Raw genomic sequence first — 18,524 nt, 5'->3', positions numbered from 1 at the left:
ATCCACATGAAAAGGTGGATATAAAGGACATGAATGTATAACAAGCTTACAGCCTTTAATTCAACGTGCTTTATTTCCGTACCACATTATGTAGCTCAATAGTGACTTCACTATATCACGCTATATCAAAAACGTCAAATGAGAACACTTTCATTCCATCATTTTTTTATAATTTTAATATAATGTTGAATTTCCATATTCATATTTTATTGGAAAATTAACAAAACTATAGTGTTCTAATTCTAATAATTTCTGTACAATATAATTACTACATATTTATGAGGTGAAAAAAATGCAAGCACATGAAATCGAGTATAAATTATACGGCGATGATATGCAGTTTGTTGAAATTGAGTTAGACCCAGAAGAAAGCGTTATCGCAGAAGCTGGCGCAATGATGATGATGGAAGATTACATCGAAATGGAAACAATCTTCGGGGATGGTTCTGGACCATCTGGAGGTTTATTCGGAAAGTTAATGGGCGCTGGTAAGCGTCTCGTTACAGGTGAAAGCATGTTTATGACTGTATTTACAAATACAGGTCACGGCAAGCGTCACGTATCCTTTGCTGCTCCTTATCCGGGTAAAATTATTCCTGTAGATTTAACAGAATATCAAGGGAAAGTAGTTTGTCAAAAAGATGCGTTTCTTTGTGCCGCAAAAGGCGTTTCTATCGGCATTGAGTTTACGAAAAAAATAGGAACTGGTTTCTTCGGTGGTGAAGGTTTCATCATGCAAAAACTTGAAGGTGATGGACTTGCTTTCATGCACGCAGGCGGAACTGTATACAAACGTGAATTAAAGCCTGGCGAAAAACTTCGCATTGATACAGGTTGTCTCGTTGCCATGACAAAAGACGTTAATTACGATGTCGAGTTCGTTGGAAAAGTAAAAACAGCTCTATTTGGCGGCGAAGGTTTATTCTTCGCAACGTTAGAAGGCCCTGGAACAGTTTGGATCCAGTCCTTAACACTTAGCCGCTTATCAGCACGCCTGACAAGCCCAGCTGCTCAAGGCAGTGGTGAAGGTAGCGTTTTAGGTGGACTTGGTCGTTTATTAGATGGAAAAGAGTAAAAAGTGCCCTTATGGGGCGCTTTTTATTTTGGTAAACTATACTTTTACTCTTTTCCATCACGTAACTGAATGTATACGCCTCATTTTCAAAACTCTCCAAAAGAATGAATCAAGTCCCTCACTGCATATATTGAACTATACCTTTTCTTAAGGAGGCTCCCTTAATGCGTACTCCTTTATCCTTTGATAAAGATACTGCCATACTGTTAGCTTCTTGTTGTGAGTTAACATATGAACAATATAAACAAAATGGGATTTTCGAAATACCAGATGGTTTTCAATATGTACAAGGCTTTCAAGGAAAAACCATTCAAACGACAGAATGGTTCGGATTCATACTAGAATCTGAGGATACCGTTATTGTAGCTTTTCGCGGGACACAAACAGATACAGACTGGATTATCGATTCACTCGTTAACCAAAAACCATACCCATATGCTTTAAATAGCGGAAATGTCCATAACGGCTTTCTTTCCATTTATGAATCTTGCCGAGATTCTATTATGGATATGCTCGTATCATTACCAGCCCATAAGAAACTTCTTGCAACAGGTCATAGTTTAGGCGGCGCGCTCGCTACACTACATATACTCGATGCGCGTATCAACACTGCCTTTGCACAGTACGGTCTGTATACATTTGCCTCCCCAAAAGTGGGAGATATCGCCTTTCGGAATTATTATAAACTGCAAGTAGCTAGTAGCTTTCGTTTCGTCAATTTATTTGATGTCGTTCCACTTCTTCCTCCTCGAAACATAAATTTTAATGACCAAGACTGGGAATATGCACACGTTCATCACAACATGACTTTTACAAAAAACACAAAATCTATTACAAATAATCATGCTATGACAACATACAAAACATGTCTGACCTCTCATTTTTAACCAGTAAACAATTGGAAATTAAATATCCTTATACTATAATAATATATGAAGTTATTTTTGGATGAGGGGACCTTACATGCTAAAATTTATCTTTGCACTTTTTCTCATTGTAATTTTTTCGTTGACGGGTTTCTTTACATTTTCATACTTTGCGACAGGAGAATATGATGGAACAGGTATCATATATACTGCTATCCCATTTCTTTCTTAAGCAAAAAAAGAAAACCGAGCTTAATGAGATTAAGCTCGGTTTATTTATTAATTTCAATTTTTTTCGGTAAATCGGTATATCTTAAAAATCGCCGATATAAATTTCATATAGCCTTTTCCGGCCTAGCAATCTCTTTAAATTTGCGTAACTGTATTACCAATACCCCAAATCTCATTACTATACTGTAAAATCGTTCGATCGCTCGCAAAATGACCAGATTGTGCAATATTTAAAATCGACATTTCGAGCCACTCCGTTCGGTTCTCATAAGCTCTACCAACAGCTTCTTGCTTTTCCGCATATGGGCCAAAATCTCGCAGAACGAAATATTCATCATTTTGAATAACGAGAGAATCGTAAATTGCTTCAAATTCAGCTCCCGACTGTGCAAAGAAACCATTCGTTAACTGATCTACTACCTTTTTAATGTGCCCATTGTGGTGATAATAATCACTTGCACGATATCCACCATTTTGATAGTAATGAAGAACTTCTTCGGCCGTTAAACCGAAAATGAAACAGTTATCCTCACCGACTCTATCTTTTATTTCAATATTCGCTCCGTCTAACGTGCCGAGCGTAATCGCACCATTCATCATAAATTTCATATTCCCTGTTCCGGATGCTTCTTTACTCGCTGTTGAAATTTGTTCACTGACATCGGCCGCTGGGAATATATCTTCCGCTAAAGACACTCGATAGTTTTCTAGAAAGATAACTTTCATATACTGGCTTACATACGGATCATTATTCACTTTTCTTGCGAGTTCATTAATTAATTTAATAATCTTTTTCGCATAGTAATAGCCAGGTGATGCTTTCGCTCCAAAGATAAAAGTACGCGGATAAAATGTAAAACTAGCATCCTCTTTCAAACGGTTATACAAATATAAAATATGAAGAACGTTTAACAATTGTCGTTTGTAAGCATGTAGTCTTTTTACTTGCACATCAAAAATAGAATTAGGATCAATTGTAATCCCCATTGTATTATGAATACGCTCCGCTAAAATCTCTTTACGCTCTCGTTTTACCTCTGCAAATTTCTCTTGGAAACTCGCATCGTATTGAACTAATTGTAGCTCTTGAAGCTTAATCGGTGCTTTCTTCCACTCTGTTCCAATCGCCTCTGAAATAAGATTTGTCAGCTGCGGATTCGCCTTCATTAACCAGCGTCTATGAGCGATTCCATTCGTTTTATTATTAAACTTATCTGGATAAAACTCATAAAACAATCGCATTTCACGTTGTTTTAAAATTTCCGTATGAATTTTTGCTACACCGTTTACACTATGGCTACCGACAATTGCCAAATGAGCCATTTTCACAAGATCATGCGCAATAATCGCCATCTCTTCAATACGATGCCATTCATACGGATAACGTTCCCAAAGTTCATGACAGAAACGTTCATTAATCTCTTCAATAATCATATAAATTCTCGGTAATAACGGTTTAAAAATGTGAATTGGCCACTTCTCAAGCGCTTCTGATAACGTCGTATGATTCGTATAAGAAATCGTTTGCGTCGTTATGTGCCAAGCTTCTTCCCATGCTAGTTTTTCCTCATCTAATAAAATACGCATTAGTTCTGGAATCGCCAAAACTGGATGTGTATCGTTAATATGAATCGCAATTTTCTCATGTAATTGACGAAGGTCACCATATCTTTCTCTATGCATACGAACGATATTTTGCAAGCTTGCTGATACGAGGAAATACTGTTGTTTCAAACGAAGTATTTTCCCCTCATCATGCGTATCATCTGGATATAAAAACTCCGATACCGCCTCTGTTTCACGCTTATATTTCAAAATATCTTTGCAATTTTGCGGGAAAGGAACTGGTTCCGCATTCCAAAGTCTAAGTGTATTTACAGTACTCGTCTCATAACCTACTACTGGAACGTCATATGGTACTGCCATAATTACTTCTGCATTCGTATGCCTGAATTCTAAACGTCCATCAATATAGAGTGGTTCAACATTGCCGAAATAACTTACCTCTACAGCTTGATCATGCCTTCTTACTTCCCATACGTTTTCATGAAGAAGCCACTGTTCTGGAAACTCAACTTGATAACCATCCACAATTTTTTGATCGAATAAGCCGTGTTTGTAACGAATTCCACAGCCATGACCTGGTAAGTTTAAAGATGCAAGTGAATCAAGGAAACAGGCTGCTAATCGTCCAAGTCCACCATTTCCAAGACCCGCATCTGCTTCCACCTCTTCTAACTGTTGCAAAGAAATACCAAGCTCAGAAAGTCCCTGCTCACATACATCCCTGATACCTAAATTTAATATGTTACTTCCAAGCAAACGTCCAAGTAAAAACTCAATGGATAAGTAATACATTTGCTTTCGCTCTCCAGATCGATAACTTTCGTTCGTTGCAATCCATTGACTATTCATATACTCACGTACCATGTACCCAAGCGTATTGTATTGATCACGAGTTGTAGAGTCTTTGAAACTTTTACCATACATCGTCTCTAACTTTTCTAGAAAAGCTGATTTGAAACTTTCAACATGAGTAAACATTTCTTCACCACCTACATGTTATTCCATGAGACTTTTATACAATTTCTTATAAGCAAGAGCTGATTTCTCCCAGCTATAATCTTCAGTCATCGCTTGTTTTACAAGCTGATCCCATACCGGTTTATCATGATAAAATTCAATTGCACGAAGAACCGTGTGCAACATATCATGTGCATTAAAGTTCGTGAAACTGAAACCATTTCCTTCTCCAGTTTCTTCATCATAAGATTGTACCGTATCATTTAATCCGCCTGTTTCCCTTACAATTGGAATCGTACCATACGCTAATGCGATAAGTTGTCCAAGGCCACACGGCTCAAACAGTGATGGCATTAAAAATAAATCACTTCCCGCATACACTTGGTGCGCTAACTCCTCATTAAAGCCGATATACACTTTTACCTTCTCAGGATACTCATATGCCATCCACTCAAAGAATTGTTCATATTCAGAATCACCTGATCCTAAAATAATACATTGTACATCTTCTTCCATTATTTCTCGGAATACAGTACGTACTAAATCAAGACCTTTTTGCTTCGTTAATCTCGTTACCATTGAAATAATTGGTGTATCTTCTTTTTCTGGCAAACCAAAATAACGCTGCAATGCGCGTTTATTTTCACTTTTTTCATATAGTGACTCTGCATCGTACTGAGCAGTAATATACGAATCCGTTTCTGGATTATATACGCTCGTATCAATTCCATTTACAATGCCACTAAGCTTACCGTTATATTTTCGCAACAATCCATCTAACTTCTCACCGAAAAATTCATATTGAATTTCTTCTTTATATGTCGGGCTAACCGCTGTAATTTGATCAGAAGCGATAATACCGCCCTTCATAAAGTTCACATTTCCATAAAACTCTAACTGCTCACTATGAAAATATTCATCACCAAGTTCTAACAAGTCGTACATCACTTCAGGAGGAAATACACCTTGGAACTGCAAGTTATGAATCGTATATACCGTTTTAATATGCTCATATAACGGGTTATCTTGATACTTTTCACGCAGTAAAAAATTCACCATGGCTGTATGCCAATCGTGGCTATGAAGAACATCCACTTCGAAATCAAGATGCGGAATACACTCTAATACTGCTTTCGAGAAATAAGAAAAACGCTCTCCATCATCATAATGACCATACAGAGAATCCCTCTTAAAATAATATTCATTATCTATTAAGTAATACGTAATCCCGTCTTGCTCACCTTTTAAAATTCCACAATATTGATTTCTCCAGCCAAGCGGGACGTTAATTACTTTATGTAGCGTACATCCGTCCCTTAATTTTTGCGGAATAAGACTATAATTCGGGAGTATAATGCGAACTTCCACACCTAATTTTTTTAGCTCTTTTGGGAGCGCACCTGCTACATCAGCTAATCCTCCCGATTTCACAAATGGTACACATTCTGATACTGCAAATAAAATATTCACTTGTTGTCCCACTGCACGAAAAGCTTATACTACTTCCCTTGCAGCTTCCTCCCTTCGAGTTTTCATTTAAATTAAAACTTTAATCAGTGGAGGAAAGACCCCCACTGATTTCTTAAGAATAACTATTAATCGTACTGTTTTGAACGCTTCCTTTTTCTACAACGTATGGCTCATCGGCGTTTCCTTTTAAGACAACACCGTCACCAATTTTCACGTCTTTATCAATAATAACACCGTCTATTATACAATTATCTCCAATTTGGCTCTTTTGCATAATAATGCTATTACGAACAATTGAACCTTTCCCAATTTTAACAGAACGGGAGACAACACTATTTTCTACTTCACCTTCGATAATACTGCCGTTTGCAATCATTGTATTTTTCACAGCTGCACCTTTTACATAACGAGTTGGTGGTTCATCTTTTACTTTCGTAAAGATTGGTGCTTCTTTCTTAAATAGTTGCTTCCAAATAGCAGGCTGTAAAATTTCTAAGCTATGTTTATAGTAACTTTCAATGGAATCAATAATAGCTACATATCCTGTATGCTCATACGTAGCAATATGCAGTGATTTCCCGCGCTTTTCTCTCACTACATCGAATAAGCTATATTGCTCCATATCTTTATATGCCTCAAATAAGTCTAACAATAATTGTTTCTTTAACACGTATGTTTGAAGCGAAACCCCTTCATGGCAAACTTCCGTAATATCAGCTGCCGTATGTATATGTCGCTCTAACACTGCTTGAAAATTTAATGCTGTTACGAGATGGCTATTCGTAATCACGACGTACTCTTCTCTGCTTCTTAGAAAATAATCAATATGTCTTCTAAAATGTGCAAAAGATCCAAATTCATCTTGATCACATTGGCAATTTGGCGGGAATAAAAACAGTCCGTCTCGTTTTCTATCTAAATCCCACTGTTTGCCTGAACCAACGTGATCCATTAGTGAACGGTTTTTATGGCTTGTAAAAACTGCCACACTATGAATATTAGAATTCACCATATTTGAAAGCATGAAATCAATGAGTCGATAACGGCCCCCAAACGGTAACGCCGCTAGTGAACGATGCCCTGTTACTTTCTTTAAGGAAGGAAAACTTCCCGTTGCATTAATAATTCCTAACATTTTTTCTCCCATTCATTTCATCCCCCTTTTCTATTTCCCTTCAGCAATGAGTACTACATCGTCAACATTCTTTTCCGGACGAATAATTGTTCCATCTTCAATAACCATTTCCGATCCAACAATTGCCCTTTCAATCACAACATTTTTGCCAATCTTCGCTCCTGGCATAACGACAGAATCAATAACCATACTACCTTCTTCCACCGTCACCCCTTGGAATAATACAGAATGCTTCACGTCCCCTTCGATGACGCATCCTTCGTTAATAAGTGATTCTTCTACTTTTGCCTTTTCAGCAATATATTGAGGCGGTTCGTTTGGATTAACAGAATAAATACGCCAGTCACGGTCGTTTAAATTCAGTGATGTTTCATCGCGCAGTAAATCCATATTGGCTTCCCATAAGCTCTTCACTGTACCAACATCTTTCCAATATCCTTCAAACGGATACGCCATTAGCTTCTTCCCTTCATCTAATAAAAGCGGAAGTACATCTTTTCCGAAATCATTACTAGATTCAGGGTTTCTTGCATCCATTTCTAAATACTCTTTTAAAATTGCCCAGTTAAAAATATAAATTCCCATTGATGCAAGATTACTTCTTGGAAATTGCGGTTTCTCCTCAAATTCAACAATCTCCATCTCTTCGTTCGTATTCATAATGCCAAAGCGACTCGCTTCATCCCAAGGCACTTCAATAACAGAAATCGAAACGTCCGCTTCTTTCTCAATATGGTAATCTAGCATTTTACTGTAATCCATTTTATAAATATGGTCACCTGATAAAATGAGAACATACTCTGGCTCATATTGACTTAAATAGTTTAAGTTTTGATAAATGGCACTTGCCGTACCTGTGTACCACTTCACACCTGAAGACTCCGCATAAGGAGGTAATACTGTGACTCCACCGCTTACTCGGTCTAAATCCCACGCATTGCCAATTCCGATATAATTATGAAGTTCTAGTGGTTGATATTGCGTTAAAATCCCAACCGTTTCAATACCAGAATTCGCGCAGTTACTTAGCGTAAAATCAATAATGCGATATTTACCACCAAATGGAACAGCTGGCTTGGCTAAATTTTTTGTTAATGCACTTAATCGACTACCTTTTCCCCCTGCTAGTAACATTGCTACGCACTTTTGTTTTTGAGCCATCTTGTTTTTTGCTCCCCTTTCTCGTCTTCACTGGTCGTAATATGGATACGCCAAATGGTGGAATTGTAATTTCTACATGTGCTGCTTGATTATGATACGGTTCTTGAATCGCCTTCAGACGTTTCTTATTTACTTGCCCTGATCCGCCATATTGCTCAGCATCACTGTTTAAAATCTCGTTATAATACTCGAAATCTGGTACACCTACTTTATAGTTTTCATATGTAGCTTTCGTAAAATTACATACGACAACTAACGCATCTTCTTGTTTATCCCCTTGGCGGATAAAAGAGAAAATACTTTGCTCATTATTATTAGCATCAATCCACTGAAAACCTTCAGGCGAATGATCAAGCTGCCAAAGTGGTTTAGAGCGCTTATACAATGCTATGAGCTCTTTAAAGTAATCATGCATATAACGATGCATTTCAAAATCATGTAAATTCCAATCTAAATCTTCAAGGTCTTTCCACTCATCAAACTGCCCGAATTCTCCTCCCATGAAAAGTAATTTCTTTCCTGGGTGAGTAAAGAAATATCCATATAATAAACGAAGTTGAGCAAACTTATCCCAGTAGTCTCCTGGCATTTTATTTAATAACGACTTTTTCCCATGAACGACTTCATCATGAGAAAGCGGTAATATGAAATTTTCAGAGTAAGCATATAGTAAAGAGAACGTCATTTTATCATGAATATATTTTCTGTACTCTGGCGCACATTCCATATATTTCAGCACGTCATTCATCCAGCCCATATTCCATTTGTAATTGAATCCAAGCCCACCTTCATATGTTGGAGCTGTTACAAGTGGCCAAGCTGTTGAATCCTCTGCTGTCATAAGAAAATCTTCATCCTCTGCAAACACCGCTTCATTTAACTCTCGTAAAAATGAAACAGCGTGCTCATTACTTTGCTCTTGTCCTTCTTTATTCCAGTACAGCATGTTCGCAACTGCATCCACCCTGAAACCATCAATATGGAAATATCTCATCCAAAATAACGCATTTGAAATTAAGAAATTACGTACTTCCCTCTTTCCTAAATCAAAGTTGACAGTTCCCCATACTGGATTTTCTTGCACATCTTTATCTTTATATTCATAAGTCGGTGTCCCATCAAACAAATATAAACCGTGAGCATCTTTACAAAAATGCCCCGGCACCCAATCTAAAATGACACCGATTCCATATTTATGACATTCATCGACAAAATGCATCAAATCATATGGCGTGCCGAATCTACTCGTTGCTGCATAATATCCCGTTCCTTGATATCCCCAAGAACGATCATATGGATGCTCAACAAGCGGCATAATTTCAATATGTGTAAATTGATGTTCCACCACATAAGGAATGAGTTCTTCTGCCATTTCCCTGTAAGAGTACAGTGTTCCATCTTCTTTCTTTTTCCAAGAACCGAAATGTAATTCATAAACTGTCATCGCTTCTTTATAAACCGACTTTTTCTTTTTCTTACGGCTCCAGTTTTTATCATTCCATTCGTATCCCTTTATATCAAAAACTACAGATGCCGTATTCGGTCTTACTTCTGCATACACAGCATACGGATCTGCCTTGAGAATGACATCACCAGCCATCGTTTCAATCGCATATTTATATATTTCTCTTTCTTCTATATGCGGTATAAATAGGGACCAAATTCCCTCTTCTGTCACTTGCAGCATCTTATGTTGCTCATAATCCCATTCATTAAAATCTCCAACAACACTCATTGCTTTCGCATGAGGAGCCCATACTGTAAATCGTACACCTCGCATCTCATCTTCCGTCACAATATGTGCGCCAAAGATGTTATAACTTTCATAGTACTTTTCGGTATGAAACTCATCTCGTTTCACTTCTTCACAATTTATTACACTCAATATGCTCACCTCACTAAGATGACAGAATTTTTTATACTTTATCAATTCTGCGAAAAACTGAAATATCCTTGTTAATTTATAAAAAATATACGTTTTTTTCTTAAAAATGTTTAATTTTTTTCACATTTCTATATAAAATATCGAATTTTGACGAATATTCATTGAAAACGCTTCATTTTTTACTAGGCTTTCATCTTACTATTTATTTCTCAACCTCTATTTTATTCGCTTTATCCCCTTTTTCACGCTATTTTCCACTTAAAATCGTAACAAAATAATCTACCATAAAAAATGTTTCTCAACATTTTTCGTCACAATTGTATTGAAATGGAAAATTGATAAGCATATACTTGTTCTCAATAAAGAACAGTAACTTTTCGTAACTATAATTCATAGCGGACTACTATGTTTACTTATTTATCCTTGTTACGAACAGTCGCTATAAAAATTTAATTAGGGGGCTTTCTTATGTCATTAAAACAAAAGGTTGGAATGGGAGTTGTCACAGCAACGCTTGGCTTATCCCTTACATTCGGCGGTGTATTCGCCTACTTCAGTGATTCTGAAACATCTAGTAACTCATTTCAAGCTGGAACACTAGATCTTTCTATTAATCCAAGTGTAATCGTTGATGTGAAAGATTTAAAACCAGGTGACTTTATTGAAAAGAATTTCACGCTTGAAAATAAAGGAACATTGGATATTGCAAAAGTAGCACTTGAAACATCCTATGAAGTTACAGATGCAAAGAAAAATAATGATGGTGAAGATTTAGGCGATTACATCATCGTCAAATTTTTAGTGAATGATGGAAAGCCATCTAATCCAAACGATGATCATGAAATTTTGTGGGAAACAAAACTATCACAATTAAAAACTATGAAACCTGAGGATGTGGCTACTTCTCTAGAACGTCATAACTTAATAGACGGTATTAAATCTGGTGAAACAGATTATTTACACGTGCTCTTCTCCTTTGAAGACAACGAACAAGATCAAAATAAATTCCAGGGTGATTCCTTACAGCTAAACTGGACATTCCATGCAAAGCAAACACCAGGCACGGAGAAATAAATTTTAAAATATAAATTATCGGAGGCTTATACATGAAAAAGAAAAATCGTTTTGTTACCGGAATTGTAACGGCTGGCGTTCTATTTTCAACTGCCCTTCCGTTCAATGTACTTGCTGAAAATCCTATTAACCAAATTGACTCTTCAAACGCCCAGTCTTTACTATCAAAACTTTCTAAAGAACAGCGTCAGGCATTACAAACGTTAGATGCCAACCCTGGTTTTACTATCTCGCCAGATATTAATACGAGTAGTTCTGAACCTGTAAATATCATTGTAGAATTTCAAACAGCTCCAGTAAAGATTAATGAATTAAAACAAAAAGAAAAAGGGTTACAAGCTGCTCCTGAAAATATAAAAGCACGTATTGATCAAGAACATGAGGAATTTCAAAAAGGACTAAAACGTCTTTATCATTTCAGCCCATCAGTAAAGTCAGGGAATTTCCAGTCTGTACAAATTAAACGTTCTTATAAACATGCGATAAATGGGGTTGCGCTGACATTACCTGCAAATACAGTAGAAGAATTGTTGCGGATTGGTGTTGTAAAACGTATTTGGAAAGATTACGAAGTGAAATTAAATTTACCAAAACACTCTGAGCAAAAAGCACCTCAAAAACTAACAGATAGCATTCCGCAAATTGGGGTCGATAAGTTACATAGCGAAGGTATTACCGGAAAAGGAATTAAAGTTGGTGTATTAGATACAGGTATTGATTACAATCATCCTGACTTAAAAGACGTGTATAAAGGCTATCGCGCAAAACCTGGCGAAGATTCTAGCAAGATAGATCCAAACTCCGTAAAAGGTTGGGACTTTATTAATAACGACGCAGATCCGATGGAAACAACTTATACAGAATGGCAACAATCTGGCGCTCCTGAATTTGATGATCGTGGCTCTTCCTTCTACACCGCGCATGGTACTCACGTAGCAGGTATCGTTTCTGCGCAAAAGAAAAACACATCAGATTCCGCAGTAAAAGGTGTTGCACCTGACATTGAACTATATAACTATCGTGTACTCGGTCCATACGGAAGTGGAGCTAGTTCAGGTATTATTGCTGCAATCGATAAATCTATTTCTGACGGTATGAACGTCATTAACTTATCGTTAGGTGATGAGAGCAACAATCCGCTTGATCCAACATCTATCGCTGTTAACAACGCAATGCTTTCTGGTGTCGTTACAGTCGTTGCCGCTGGTAACTCTGGACCAAATCCAGCGACACTCGGATCACCAGGTGCTTCTCCCTTTGCGATTACGGTTGGAGCTAGTGATAGCTCTATTTCCTTACCGAAACTATCAAGTCATGCTGGACAAGTACAATTCCCTAACTTGATTTTATTTGGCAAAAACTTCACTGATAAAATAGAAGATTTCAAGGGACAAACGTTATCTATCGAATCGGTAGGAATCGGTACGCCTGATGAATTTAGTAAAAAAGATGTAAAAGGAAAAATCGCTCTCGTTGCACGCGGTACACTCTCATTTGATGAAAAAATCGCAAATGCAAAACAAGCTGGTGCAAAAGCCGTTATTATTTATAACAATGTGGATGGAGAGATTCCTTTCTATGTTGGCGAAAGTACAAAATACATTCCCGCATTCCGCCTAACGAAAGAAGACGGTGAAAAACTAAAAGCTCAAATCGAACAAGGTAATACATCCTTTACTTTTGACGAACTTAGTTATATTCAAACAGAAGGCGATCATCTTGCAGACTTTAGCTCACGCGGCCCTGTTACATCAAATGATGATATTAAACCTGACATTACAGCTCCTGGTGTTGCTGTACTTTCAACAGTACCTGAATATATTAACGACCCACAAGAGGGCGAAAACTATGACGTTTCCTACGAGCGTATGCAAGGAACATCTATGGCTTCTCCTCATATCGCGGGCGTTGCTGCTCTTATTTTACAAGAACACCCAGAATACTCTCCATTCGATGTAAAGGCATCTCTTATGAACACAGCTGATGATTTAAAAGAAAAGTATTCCGTATATGAAGTTGGAGCTGGACGAGTAGATGCGTACAACGCCGTTCATACGGAAACTAGTTTTAAAGTGCTAGATACAACAAAAACAGTTGTAAATGATGAAGTAATTGAAGTCCCTGAAGAAACTGGATCCATTGCATTCGGAAAGTTCTATCAAAAAGACGGTGAAGCTCTTGAACAAAAACGAAATATAAAAGTGGAAAACCATAATAAACAAGAGAAAAAAGAATTTAAAACAGAAATTTCTTATACACCAGCATCTTCTTCTATTAACGATGCTACCGCAAACGGTGTAAAAGTTTCTGTTCCAGAAACAATTACACTTGATGCTGGCAAATCAGGTGAAATTGAAGCAAAAATTAATGTTCCAGCCGGTGTAAAACAAGGCCGATATGAAGGATATATTCATATTACAAATACGAAAAATAAAGAAGAAACGTACCAAATTCCGTTCTCTATTCGTGTATCAGAACCTGGTATTGAAGACGCTGTTCTATCTAGAAAATCTATTTCAACGGATACAACTAAATTTAATCCTTACCGCGAATCATACGTGCACGGGGCATTCCAATTAAACAGCAATCTGGAAACGTTAGACCTTATCGTGAAAGATTCAAAAACAAATAAAGCGCTTGGCTTCCTTGGGACGTTAAACACGAGTGGACTGCAAACGGATGTTTATTACTACTTAGATGCATTCTTTAGCGGAAAAGTATATCCTTTTACAAATGATCCTGCAAAACCAATCGGTGATGAGAAAATTGATTTACCAGAAGGCGATTACACAATTGAATTTGTTGGCTATGATAAAGATGGGAAAGCACGTGTGAAAGGTGATTATGTCATCATCGATAACACACCGCCAGAAGTGAAATTAACTGGATTAAAACCTGGTATTTACGAGTTAAATGAAGAAAATTATACAGTAGAAGATGGTAAAAAAGCACTCTGGATTAAAGGAAATGTGTATGATTCAAACGTTGACTACTTAAAAGGAAAAGGGGTAAACATTACGCAAGAAGCAAACGGAGTTATGTATTATGACTATTCTCCATACTTGCATAAGTTTTTACCTATTAATGCAAATGGTGACTTTAAAGTTGGCATTACTCCTGAATCCTTTAAAGTGGAAGGTCCAATGAACACAGGCGTGTATATTTTCGATTATGCAACTGCAGGTCCTGACTATCCAAGCGGTGTAAATAATTATTGGTTTATCCAGCAAGGAGCTCAATATGCAAAGGCTAATTATGATAAAAAAGAATTATATAAAGGGGACGAGTTCACAGTAACCCTAAACGCGAAACACGTAAAACAATTCGTTGCTGGGGAATTTAACGTAAAATTCCTAGAGAAGAACTTCAAATTTACAAATGCGAAATTGAATCCTGCTTTTGAAAAACTCCTTTCTGAAAAAGGGGTAACAGCAAAAGTAAATGAACCGAAACTAGAAGAAGGTTCTGTTACAGTAGGCGGTACTATTGATGACAAAAACTTCGCTGGATTAGATGGTGATTTCCCATTCATTGATGTAACATTCAAAGTAGAAAATGATGAGTTTTATGAGGCAAATGCTCAATTAGAGTCACCAGTGTTTGTATACTGGAAACCAGGAGAAACAGAGCCAAATAGAATGCGTGTCCTTCAAGATCAAACATTCTCAGTTATGTCTTTAAACTCACTAGTAGAAGGAAATATTAAACCTGGTGCATTCTTAAATGAACGTGGCTATTTAGATGAGAAATTCGATTATACAAAGCTTGGCGTAAAAGTATATGCAACTGATTCTTACCGTCATAAGTTTGAAGGCTCACTAGACAAATACGGATACTTCAAACTAAATGGACTTCCTGTTAATAAACGTGACTATAACTTATTTGTAGAAGTACCAGGGCATTTAACAAGTCGCCTAACAACAAAATTAGGTACTGAAAAAGATGGTAAGCTGCTTGGCCAATATTATTATGCACGCCTTGATGAAAACCTTGCCGGTGATGTAAATGGAGATAAAGTAATTGATATAAAAGATGCTGAAATTATCGCTAGCAACTATGGTAAAAAAGGAGTATCTGTGAAAGACGGTGACCTAAACAAAGATGGTATTGTTGACGAAAAAGATATTCGCTTCGTTGAAAAGAACTTCTTGAAAAAAGGTCCCGATGCATCTAAATCACAAACAGCTGCTGAAAAATCAAAAAGCGGTACACTGGCAGATATTTTAAAGAAATTAGGATTAACGCCTAAAAAATAATAATAAAGAGCACTCTATATAAAGTAGAGTGCTCTTTTCTATAAACGACCCTGATCCAGCAAAAGGGGTATATTGGGGATATACAAGGAAAACCGGAAAAGGAATTTATATGAAATTATATAAATTCAGAGGTAGGAAGCAGTATCCCGCCCCTGAATGATTTAACAATTATTATAGTACTGGTGCCATTGTTTCTTTTAATACTTTTACAGAATGAGCGAATTTCGCTTTTTCATCTTCATTTAGCTCAAGTTCTACGATTTCACGTACACCATCGCGGTTAATAACAGCTGGAACACCTACGAAAGCATCTTTCTCACCGTATTGTCCTTCAAGGTATGCAGATACAGTTAATACGCTGTTCTCATTGCTTAAGATTGCTTTAGTTACACGAAGTAGTGACATACCGATTCCGTAGTAAGTTGCACCTTTACGCTCGATAATATGGTAAGCTGCATCACGTACGTTTTCGAAGATTTTGTCTAAGTCTTCTTGTTTGTACTGTTCGTTGTTAGCTAAGATTGTTTCTAGTTTTTGTACACCGATAGTAGCGTGGCTCCATACTGGAAGTTCAGTGTCACCGTGTTCACCAACGATGTAAGCATGAACGTTACGTGGATCTACATTTAAGTAGTCACCTAACATGTAACGGAAACGAGCAGAGTCTAAAGTAGTACCAGAACCGATTACACGCTCTTTTGGTAGACCAGATTCTTTCCAAGTTACGTAAGTTAAAATATCAACTGGGTTAGTTGCGATTAAGAAGATTCCATCAAATCCGCTATCCATAATACCGCGAACGATTTGTTTAAAGATCTTTGTATTTTTCTCAACTAAGTCTAAGCGAGTCTCACCTGGCTTTTGTGGTAATCCAGCAGTGATAACTACTAAATCTGCATCTTTACAATCTGCATAGCTACCGCTCCAAACTTTTGTTGGTGATGGAGAGAATGGTACCGCATGGCTTAAGTCCATTGCTTCCCCTTCTGCTTTTGCTTCATTAACATCTACTAATACGAATTCTTCAGCTACACCTTGGTTGATCATTGAGTAAGCATAACTACAACCTACAGCTCCTGTTCCTACTAATACTACACGATTGATACCTTTTTTCATGGTAATTTCCCCTCTCTATTGTTCACATCTATTTTTTTATGATTGTTTAAGTAATTAATTAAAATACTAATTTAATGTTGTTTAACTTCTTTACACTCATATTGTAGCACGTATTATTGTGAATTAATTCACAAATTATGACCTATTTGTGAACTTTTTCACATAGAGTGTAAAGTTATTGGATCAGGTATGGAATCCATTTCAACGGAGGCGTTTTCTTTAGATTGTGAACGTGAAATAGTTCCATTTTTATTGGTAAGTGAAATTATATCGACGATTATTTAAATATATCAACGATTTTTATAATATATCGACCGTAAATCAAATTATATCGGCGATTCGACAAGGAATATCGACTTATCGACAAGACTCGACAATAATGACAACATAAAAAAGCAGACTATCCAAAGTCCACTTTTACACAACAAAAAAGAGATAGCAGATTATGCTATCTCTTTTAGTATGACCCGTACGGGATTCGAACCCGTGTTACCGCCGTGAAAGGGCGGTGTCTTAACCACTTGACCAACGGGCCAGTTCTGGCAGAGAAGAAGGGATTCGAACCCTCGCACCGCGTTCGCGATCTACTCCCTTAGCAGGGGAGCCCCTTGAGCCACTTGGGTACTTCTCTATAAATATGGCTCCGCAGGTAGGACTCGAACCTACGACCGATCGGTTAACAGCCGATAGCTCTACCACTGAGCTACTGCGGAACAATTATGGTGGGCCTAAATGGACTCGAACCATCGACCTCACGCTTATCAGGCGTGCGCTCTAACCAGCTGAGCTATAGGCCCATAATTGAAAAGCGGGTGAAGAGAATCGAACTCTCGACCAGAGCTTGGAAGGCTCTTGTTTTACCACTAAACTACACCCGCATTAAATTGTAAATGGTGAGCCATGAAGGACTCGAACCTTCGACCCTCTGATTAAAAGTCAGATGCTCTACCAACTGAGCTAATGGCTCATTTTGAAAGTGGTGCCGGCTAGAGGACTTGAACCCCCAACCTACTGATTACAAGTCAGTTGCTCTACCAATTGAGCTAAGCCGGCTTGCGACTTCAAAATGGTGGCTCGGGACGGAATCGAACCGCCGACACGAGGATTTTCAGTCCTCTGCTCTACCGACTGAGCTACCGAGCCTTTATGTAAAAATGGCGGTCCCGACCGGGGTCGAACCGGCGATCTCCTGCGTGACAGGCAGGCATGTTAACCACTACACCACGGGACCTTGGTTGCGGGGACAGGATTTGAACCTGCGACCTTCGGGTTATGAGCCCGACGAGCTACCAGACTGCTCCACCCCGCGACGATAAAATATTTAATTTAGAAAAAATGGAGGAGGTAGAGGGATTCGAACCCCCGCGCGACTCTCGCCGCCTGTCGGTTTTCAAGACCGATCCCTTCAGCCGAACTTGGGTATACCTCCGAGATATAAACTTCTAATGGTGGACCTTGTAGGACTCGAACCTACGACCGGACGGTTATGAGCCGTCTGCTCTAACCAGCTGAGCTAAAGGTCCTTTATGGTAGCGGCGGAGGGGATCGAACCCCCGACCTCACGGGTATGAACCGTACGCTCTAGCCAGCTGAGCTACACCGCCATAAATGATATTGAAATAAGTGGAGCCTAGCGGGATCGAACCGCTGACCTCCTGCGTGCAAGGCAGGCGCTCTCCCAGCTGAGCTAAGGCCCCATGTTTTTGGGAATATCGGGAAGACAGGATTTGAA

At 38.0% G+C, this 18,524-nt stretch carries 11 protein-coding genes and 14 tRNA genes; 5 read left to right on the top strand and 20 right to left on the bottom strand.

The features are described from left to right. Positions 1-292 precede the first annotated feature (292 nt). The 3 genes from MR147_RS24005 to MR147_RS27075 all read left to right on the top strand — a co-directional run bounded on the left by MR147_RS24005 (position 293) and on the right by MR147_RS27075 (position 2,173). Positions 293-1,075, top strand: a complete 783-nt coding sequence (locus MR147_RS24005) for a TIGR00266 family protein (RefSeq protein WP_001147838.1) — start codon at positions 293-295, stop codon at positions 1,073-1,075. 164 nt (positions 1,076-1,239) lie between these two features. Further along, on the top strand, positions 1,240-1,962 hold the full coding sequence (locus MR147_RS24000; RefSeq protein ID WP_001260123.1) for a lipase family protein: 723 nt from the start codon (positions 1,240-1,242) through the stop codon (positions 1,960-1,962). Between the two features lie 76 nt (positions 1,963-2,038). Continuing rightward, entirely contained in the window at positions 2,039-2,173 is a 135-nt protein-coding gene (locus MR147_RS27075; RefSeq protein ID WP_033694819.1) for a hypothetical protein, read from the top strand. A gap of 134 nt (positions 2,174-2,307) precedes the next feature. On the opposite strand, the gene glgP is transcribed toward MR147_RS27075, so the two are convergent. The 5 genes from glgP to glgB form a co-directional block, all read right to left on the bottom strand. Then, positions 2,308-4,716: a glycogen phosphorylase gene (gene glgP, locus MR147_RS23995; protein WP_242304797.1), complete on the bottom strand. Its 2,409-nt coding sequence runs from the start codon at positions 4,714-4,716 to the stop codon at positions 2,308-2,310. A gap of 18 nt (positions 4,717-4,734) precedes the next feature. Next, positions 4,735-6,165, bottom strand: coding sequence for a glycogen synthase GlgA (gene glgA / locus MR147_RS23990; protein ID WP_074606163.1), 1,431 nt, complete (start codon positions 6,163-6,165; stop codon positions 4,735-4,737). 112 nt (positions 6,166-6,277) lie between these two features. Next, positions 6,278-7,312 carry a glucose-1-phosphate adenylyltransferase subunit GlgD gene (gene glgD, locus MR147_RS23985; RefSeq protein ID WP_074606154.1) on the bottom strand — a complete coding sequence of 345 codons (1,035 nt, stop codon included), beginning with the start codon at positions 7,310-7,312 and terminating at the stop codon, positions 6,278-6,280. Positions 7,313-7,330: 18 nt separating this feature from the next. Continuing rightward, positions 7,331-8,461 carry a glucose-1-phosphate adenylyltransferase gene (glgC, locus tag MR147_RS23980; protein ID WP_000057611.1) on the bottom strand — a complete coding sequence of 377 codons (1,131 nt, stop codon included), beginning with the start codon at positions 8,459-8,461 and terminating at the stop codon, positions 7,331-7,333. Then, positions 8,409-10,346, bottom strand: coding sequence for a 1,4-alpha-glucan branching protein GlgB (gene glgB / locus MR147_RS23975; protein ID WP_074606156.1), 1,938 nt, complete (start codon positions 10,344-10,346; stop codon positions 8,409-8,411). Before glgB ends, glgC begins: the two co-directional genes overlap by 53 nt. A 468-nt stretch (positions 10,347-10,814) precedes the next feature. On the opposite strand from glgB, the gene MR147_RS23970 reads away from it, so the two are divergent. After that, the gene (locus MR147_RS23970) at positions 10,815-11,420 is read left to right on the top strand and encodes a CalY family protein (protein WP_074606158.1); all 606 of its coding nucleotides are present in this window, start codon (positions 10,815-10,817) and stop codon (positions 11,418-11,420) included. Positions 11,421-11,452: 32 nt separating this feature from the next. Beyond that, entirely contained in the window at positions 11,453-15,676 is a 4,224-nt protein-coding gene (locus MR147_RS23965) for a S8 family serine peptidase (RefSeq protein WP_074606160.1), read from the top strand. A 171-nt stretch (positions 15,677-15,847) separates the two neighbouring features. Here the strand turns inward: MR147_RS23965 and MR147_RS23960 are convergent, their stop codons facing one another. From MR147_RS23960 to MR147_RS23890, 15 genes are all read right to left on the bottom strand, one after another. Continuing rightward, a complete protein-coding gene (locus MR147_RS23960; protein WP_071736687.1) occupies positions 15,848-16,792 on the bottom strand; it encodes an L-lactate dehydrogenase in 945 nt (314 codons plus the stop codon). Positions 16,793-17,255: 463 nt separating this feature from the next. After that, positions 17,256-17,327, bottom strand: a tRNA-Glu gene (locus MR147_RS23955). A gap of 5 nt (positions 17,328-17,332) precedes the next feature. Further along, a tRNA-Ser gene (locus tag MR147_RS23950) sits at positions 17,333-17,423 on the bottom strand. 7 nt (positions 17,424-17,430) lie between these two features. Beyond that, a tRNA-Asn gene (locus MR147_RS23945) sits at positions 17,431-17,505 on the bottom strand. A 7-nt stretch (positions 17,506-17,512) separates the two neighbouring features. Beyond that, positions 17,513-17,589: transfer RNA gene (locus MR147_RS23940), tRNA-Ile, on the bottom strand. Between the two features lie 10 nt (positions 17,590-17,599). After that, positions 17,600-17,670: transfer RNA gene (locus MR147_RS23935), tRNA-Gly, on the bottom strand. 13 nt (positions 17,671-17,683) lie between these two features. Continuing rightward, positions 17,684-17,759: transfer RNA gene (locus MR147_RS23930), tRNA-Lys, on the bottom strand. A gap of 10 nt (positions 17,760-17,769) precedes the next feature. Beyond that, positions 17,770-17,845 (bottom strand) — tRNA-Thr (locus MR147_RS23925). Positions 17,846-17,859: 14 nt separating this feature from the next. Next, positions 17,860-17,935 (bottom strand) — tRNA-Phe (locus MR147_RS23920). 12 nt (positions 17,936-17,947) lie between these two features. Further along, positions 17,948-18,023, bottom strand: a tRNA-Asp gene (locus tag MR147_RS23915). A 1-nt stretch (position 18,024) separates the two neighbouring features. Then, positions 18,025-18,101, bottom strand: a tRNA-Met gene (locus MR147_RS23910). Between the two features lie 27 nt (positions 18,102-18,128). After that, positions 18,129-18,221: transfer RNA gene (locus MR147_RS23905), tRNA-Ser, on the bottom strand. A 17-nt stretch (positions 18,222-18,238) separates the two neighbouring features. Next, a tRNA-Ile gene (locus tag MR147_RS23900) sits at positions 18,239-18,315 on the bottom strand. Between the two features lie 4 nt (positions 18,316-18,319). Then, positions 18,320-18,396 (bottom strand) — tRNA-Met (locus MR147_RS23895). A gap of 20 nt (positions 18,397-18,416) precedes the next feature. Beyond that, positions 18,417-18,489: transfer RNA gene (locus MR147_RS23890), tRNA-Ala, on the bottom strand. Positions 18,490-18,524: the final 35 nt, after the last annotated feature.

This window comes from Bacillus cereus group sp. BfR-BA-01350, from assembly GCF_022663775.1.
GTDB lineage: Bacteria > Bacillota > Bacilli > Bacillales > Bacillaceae_G > Bacillus_A > Bacillus_A paranthracis.
The sequence above is the reverse complement of the archived record's forward strand: the minus strand, read 5'-3'. Positions and strand labels throughout refer to the sequence as shown.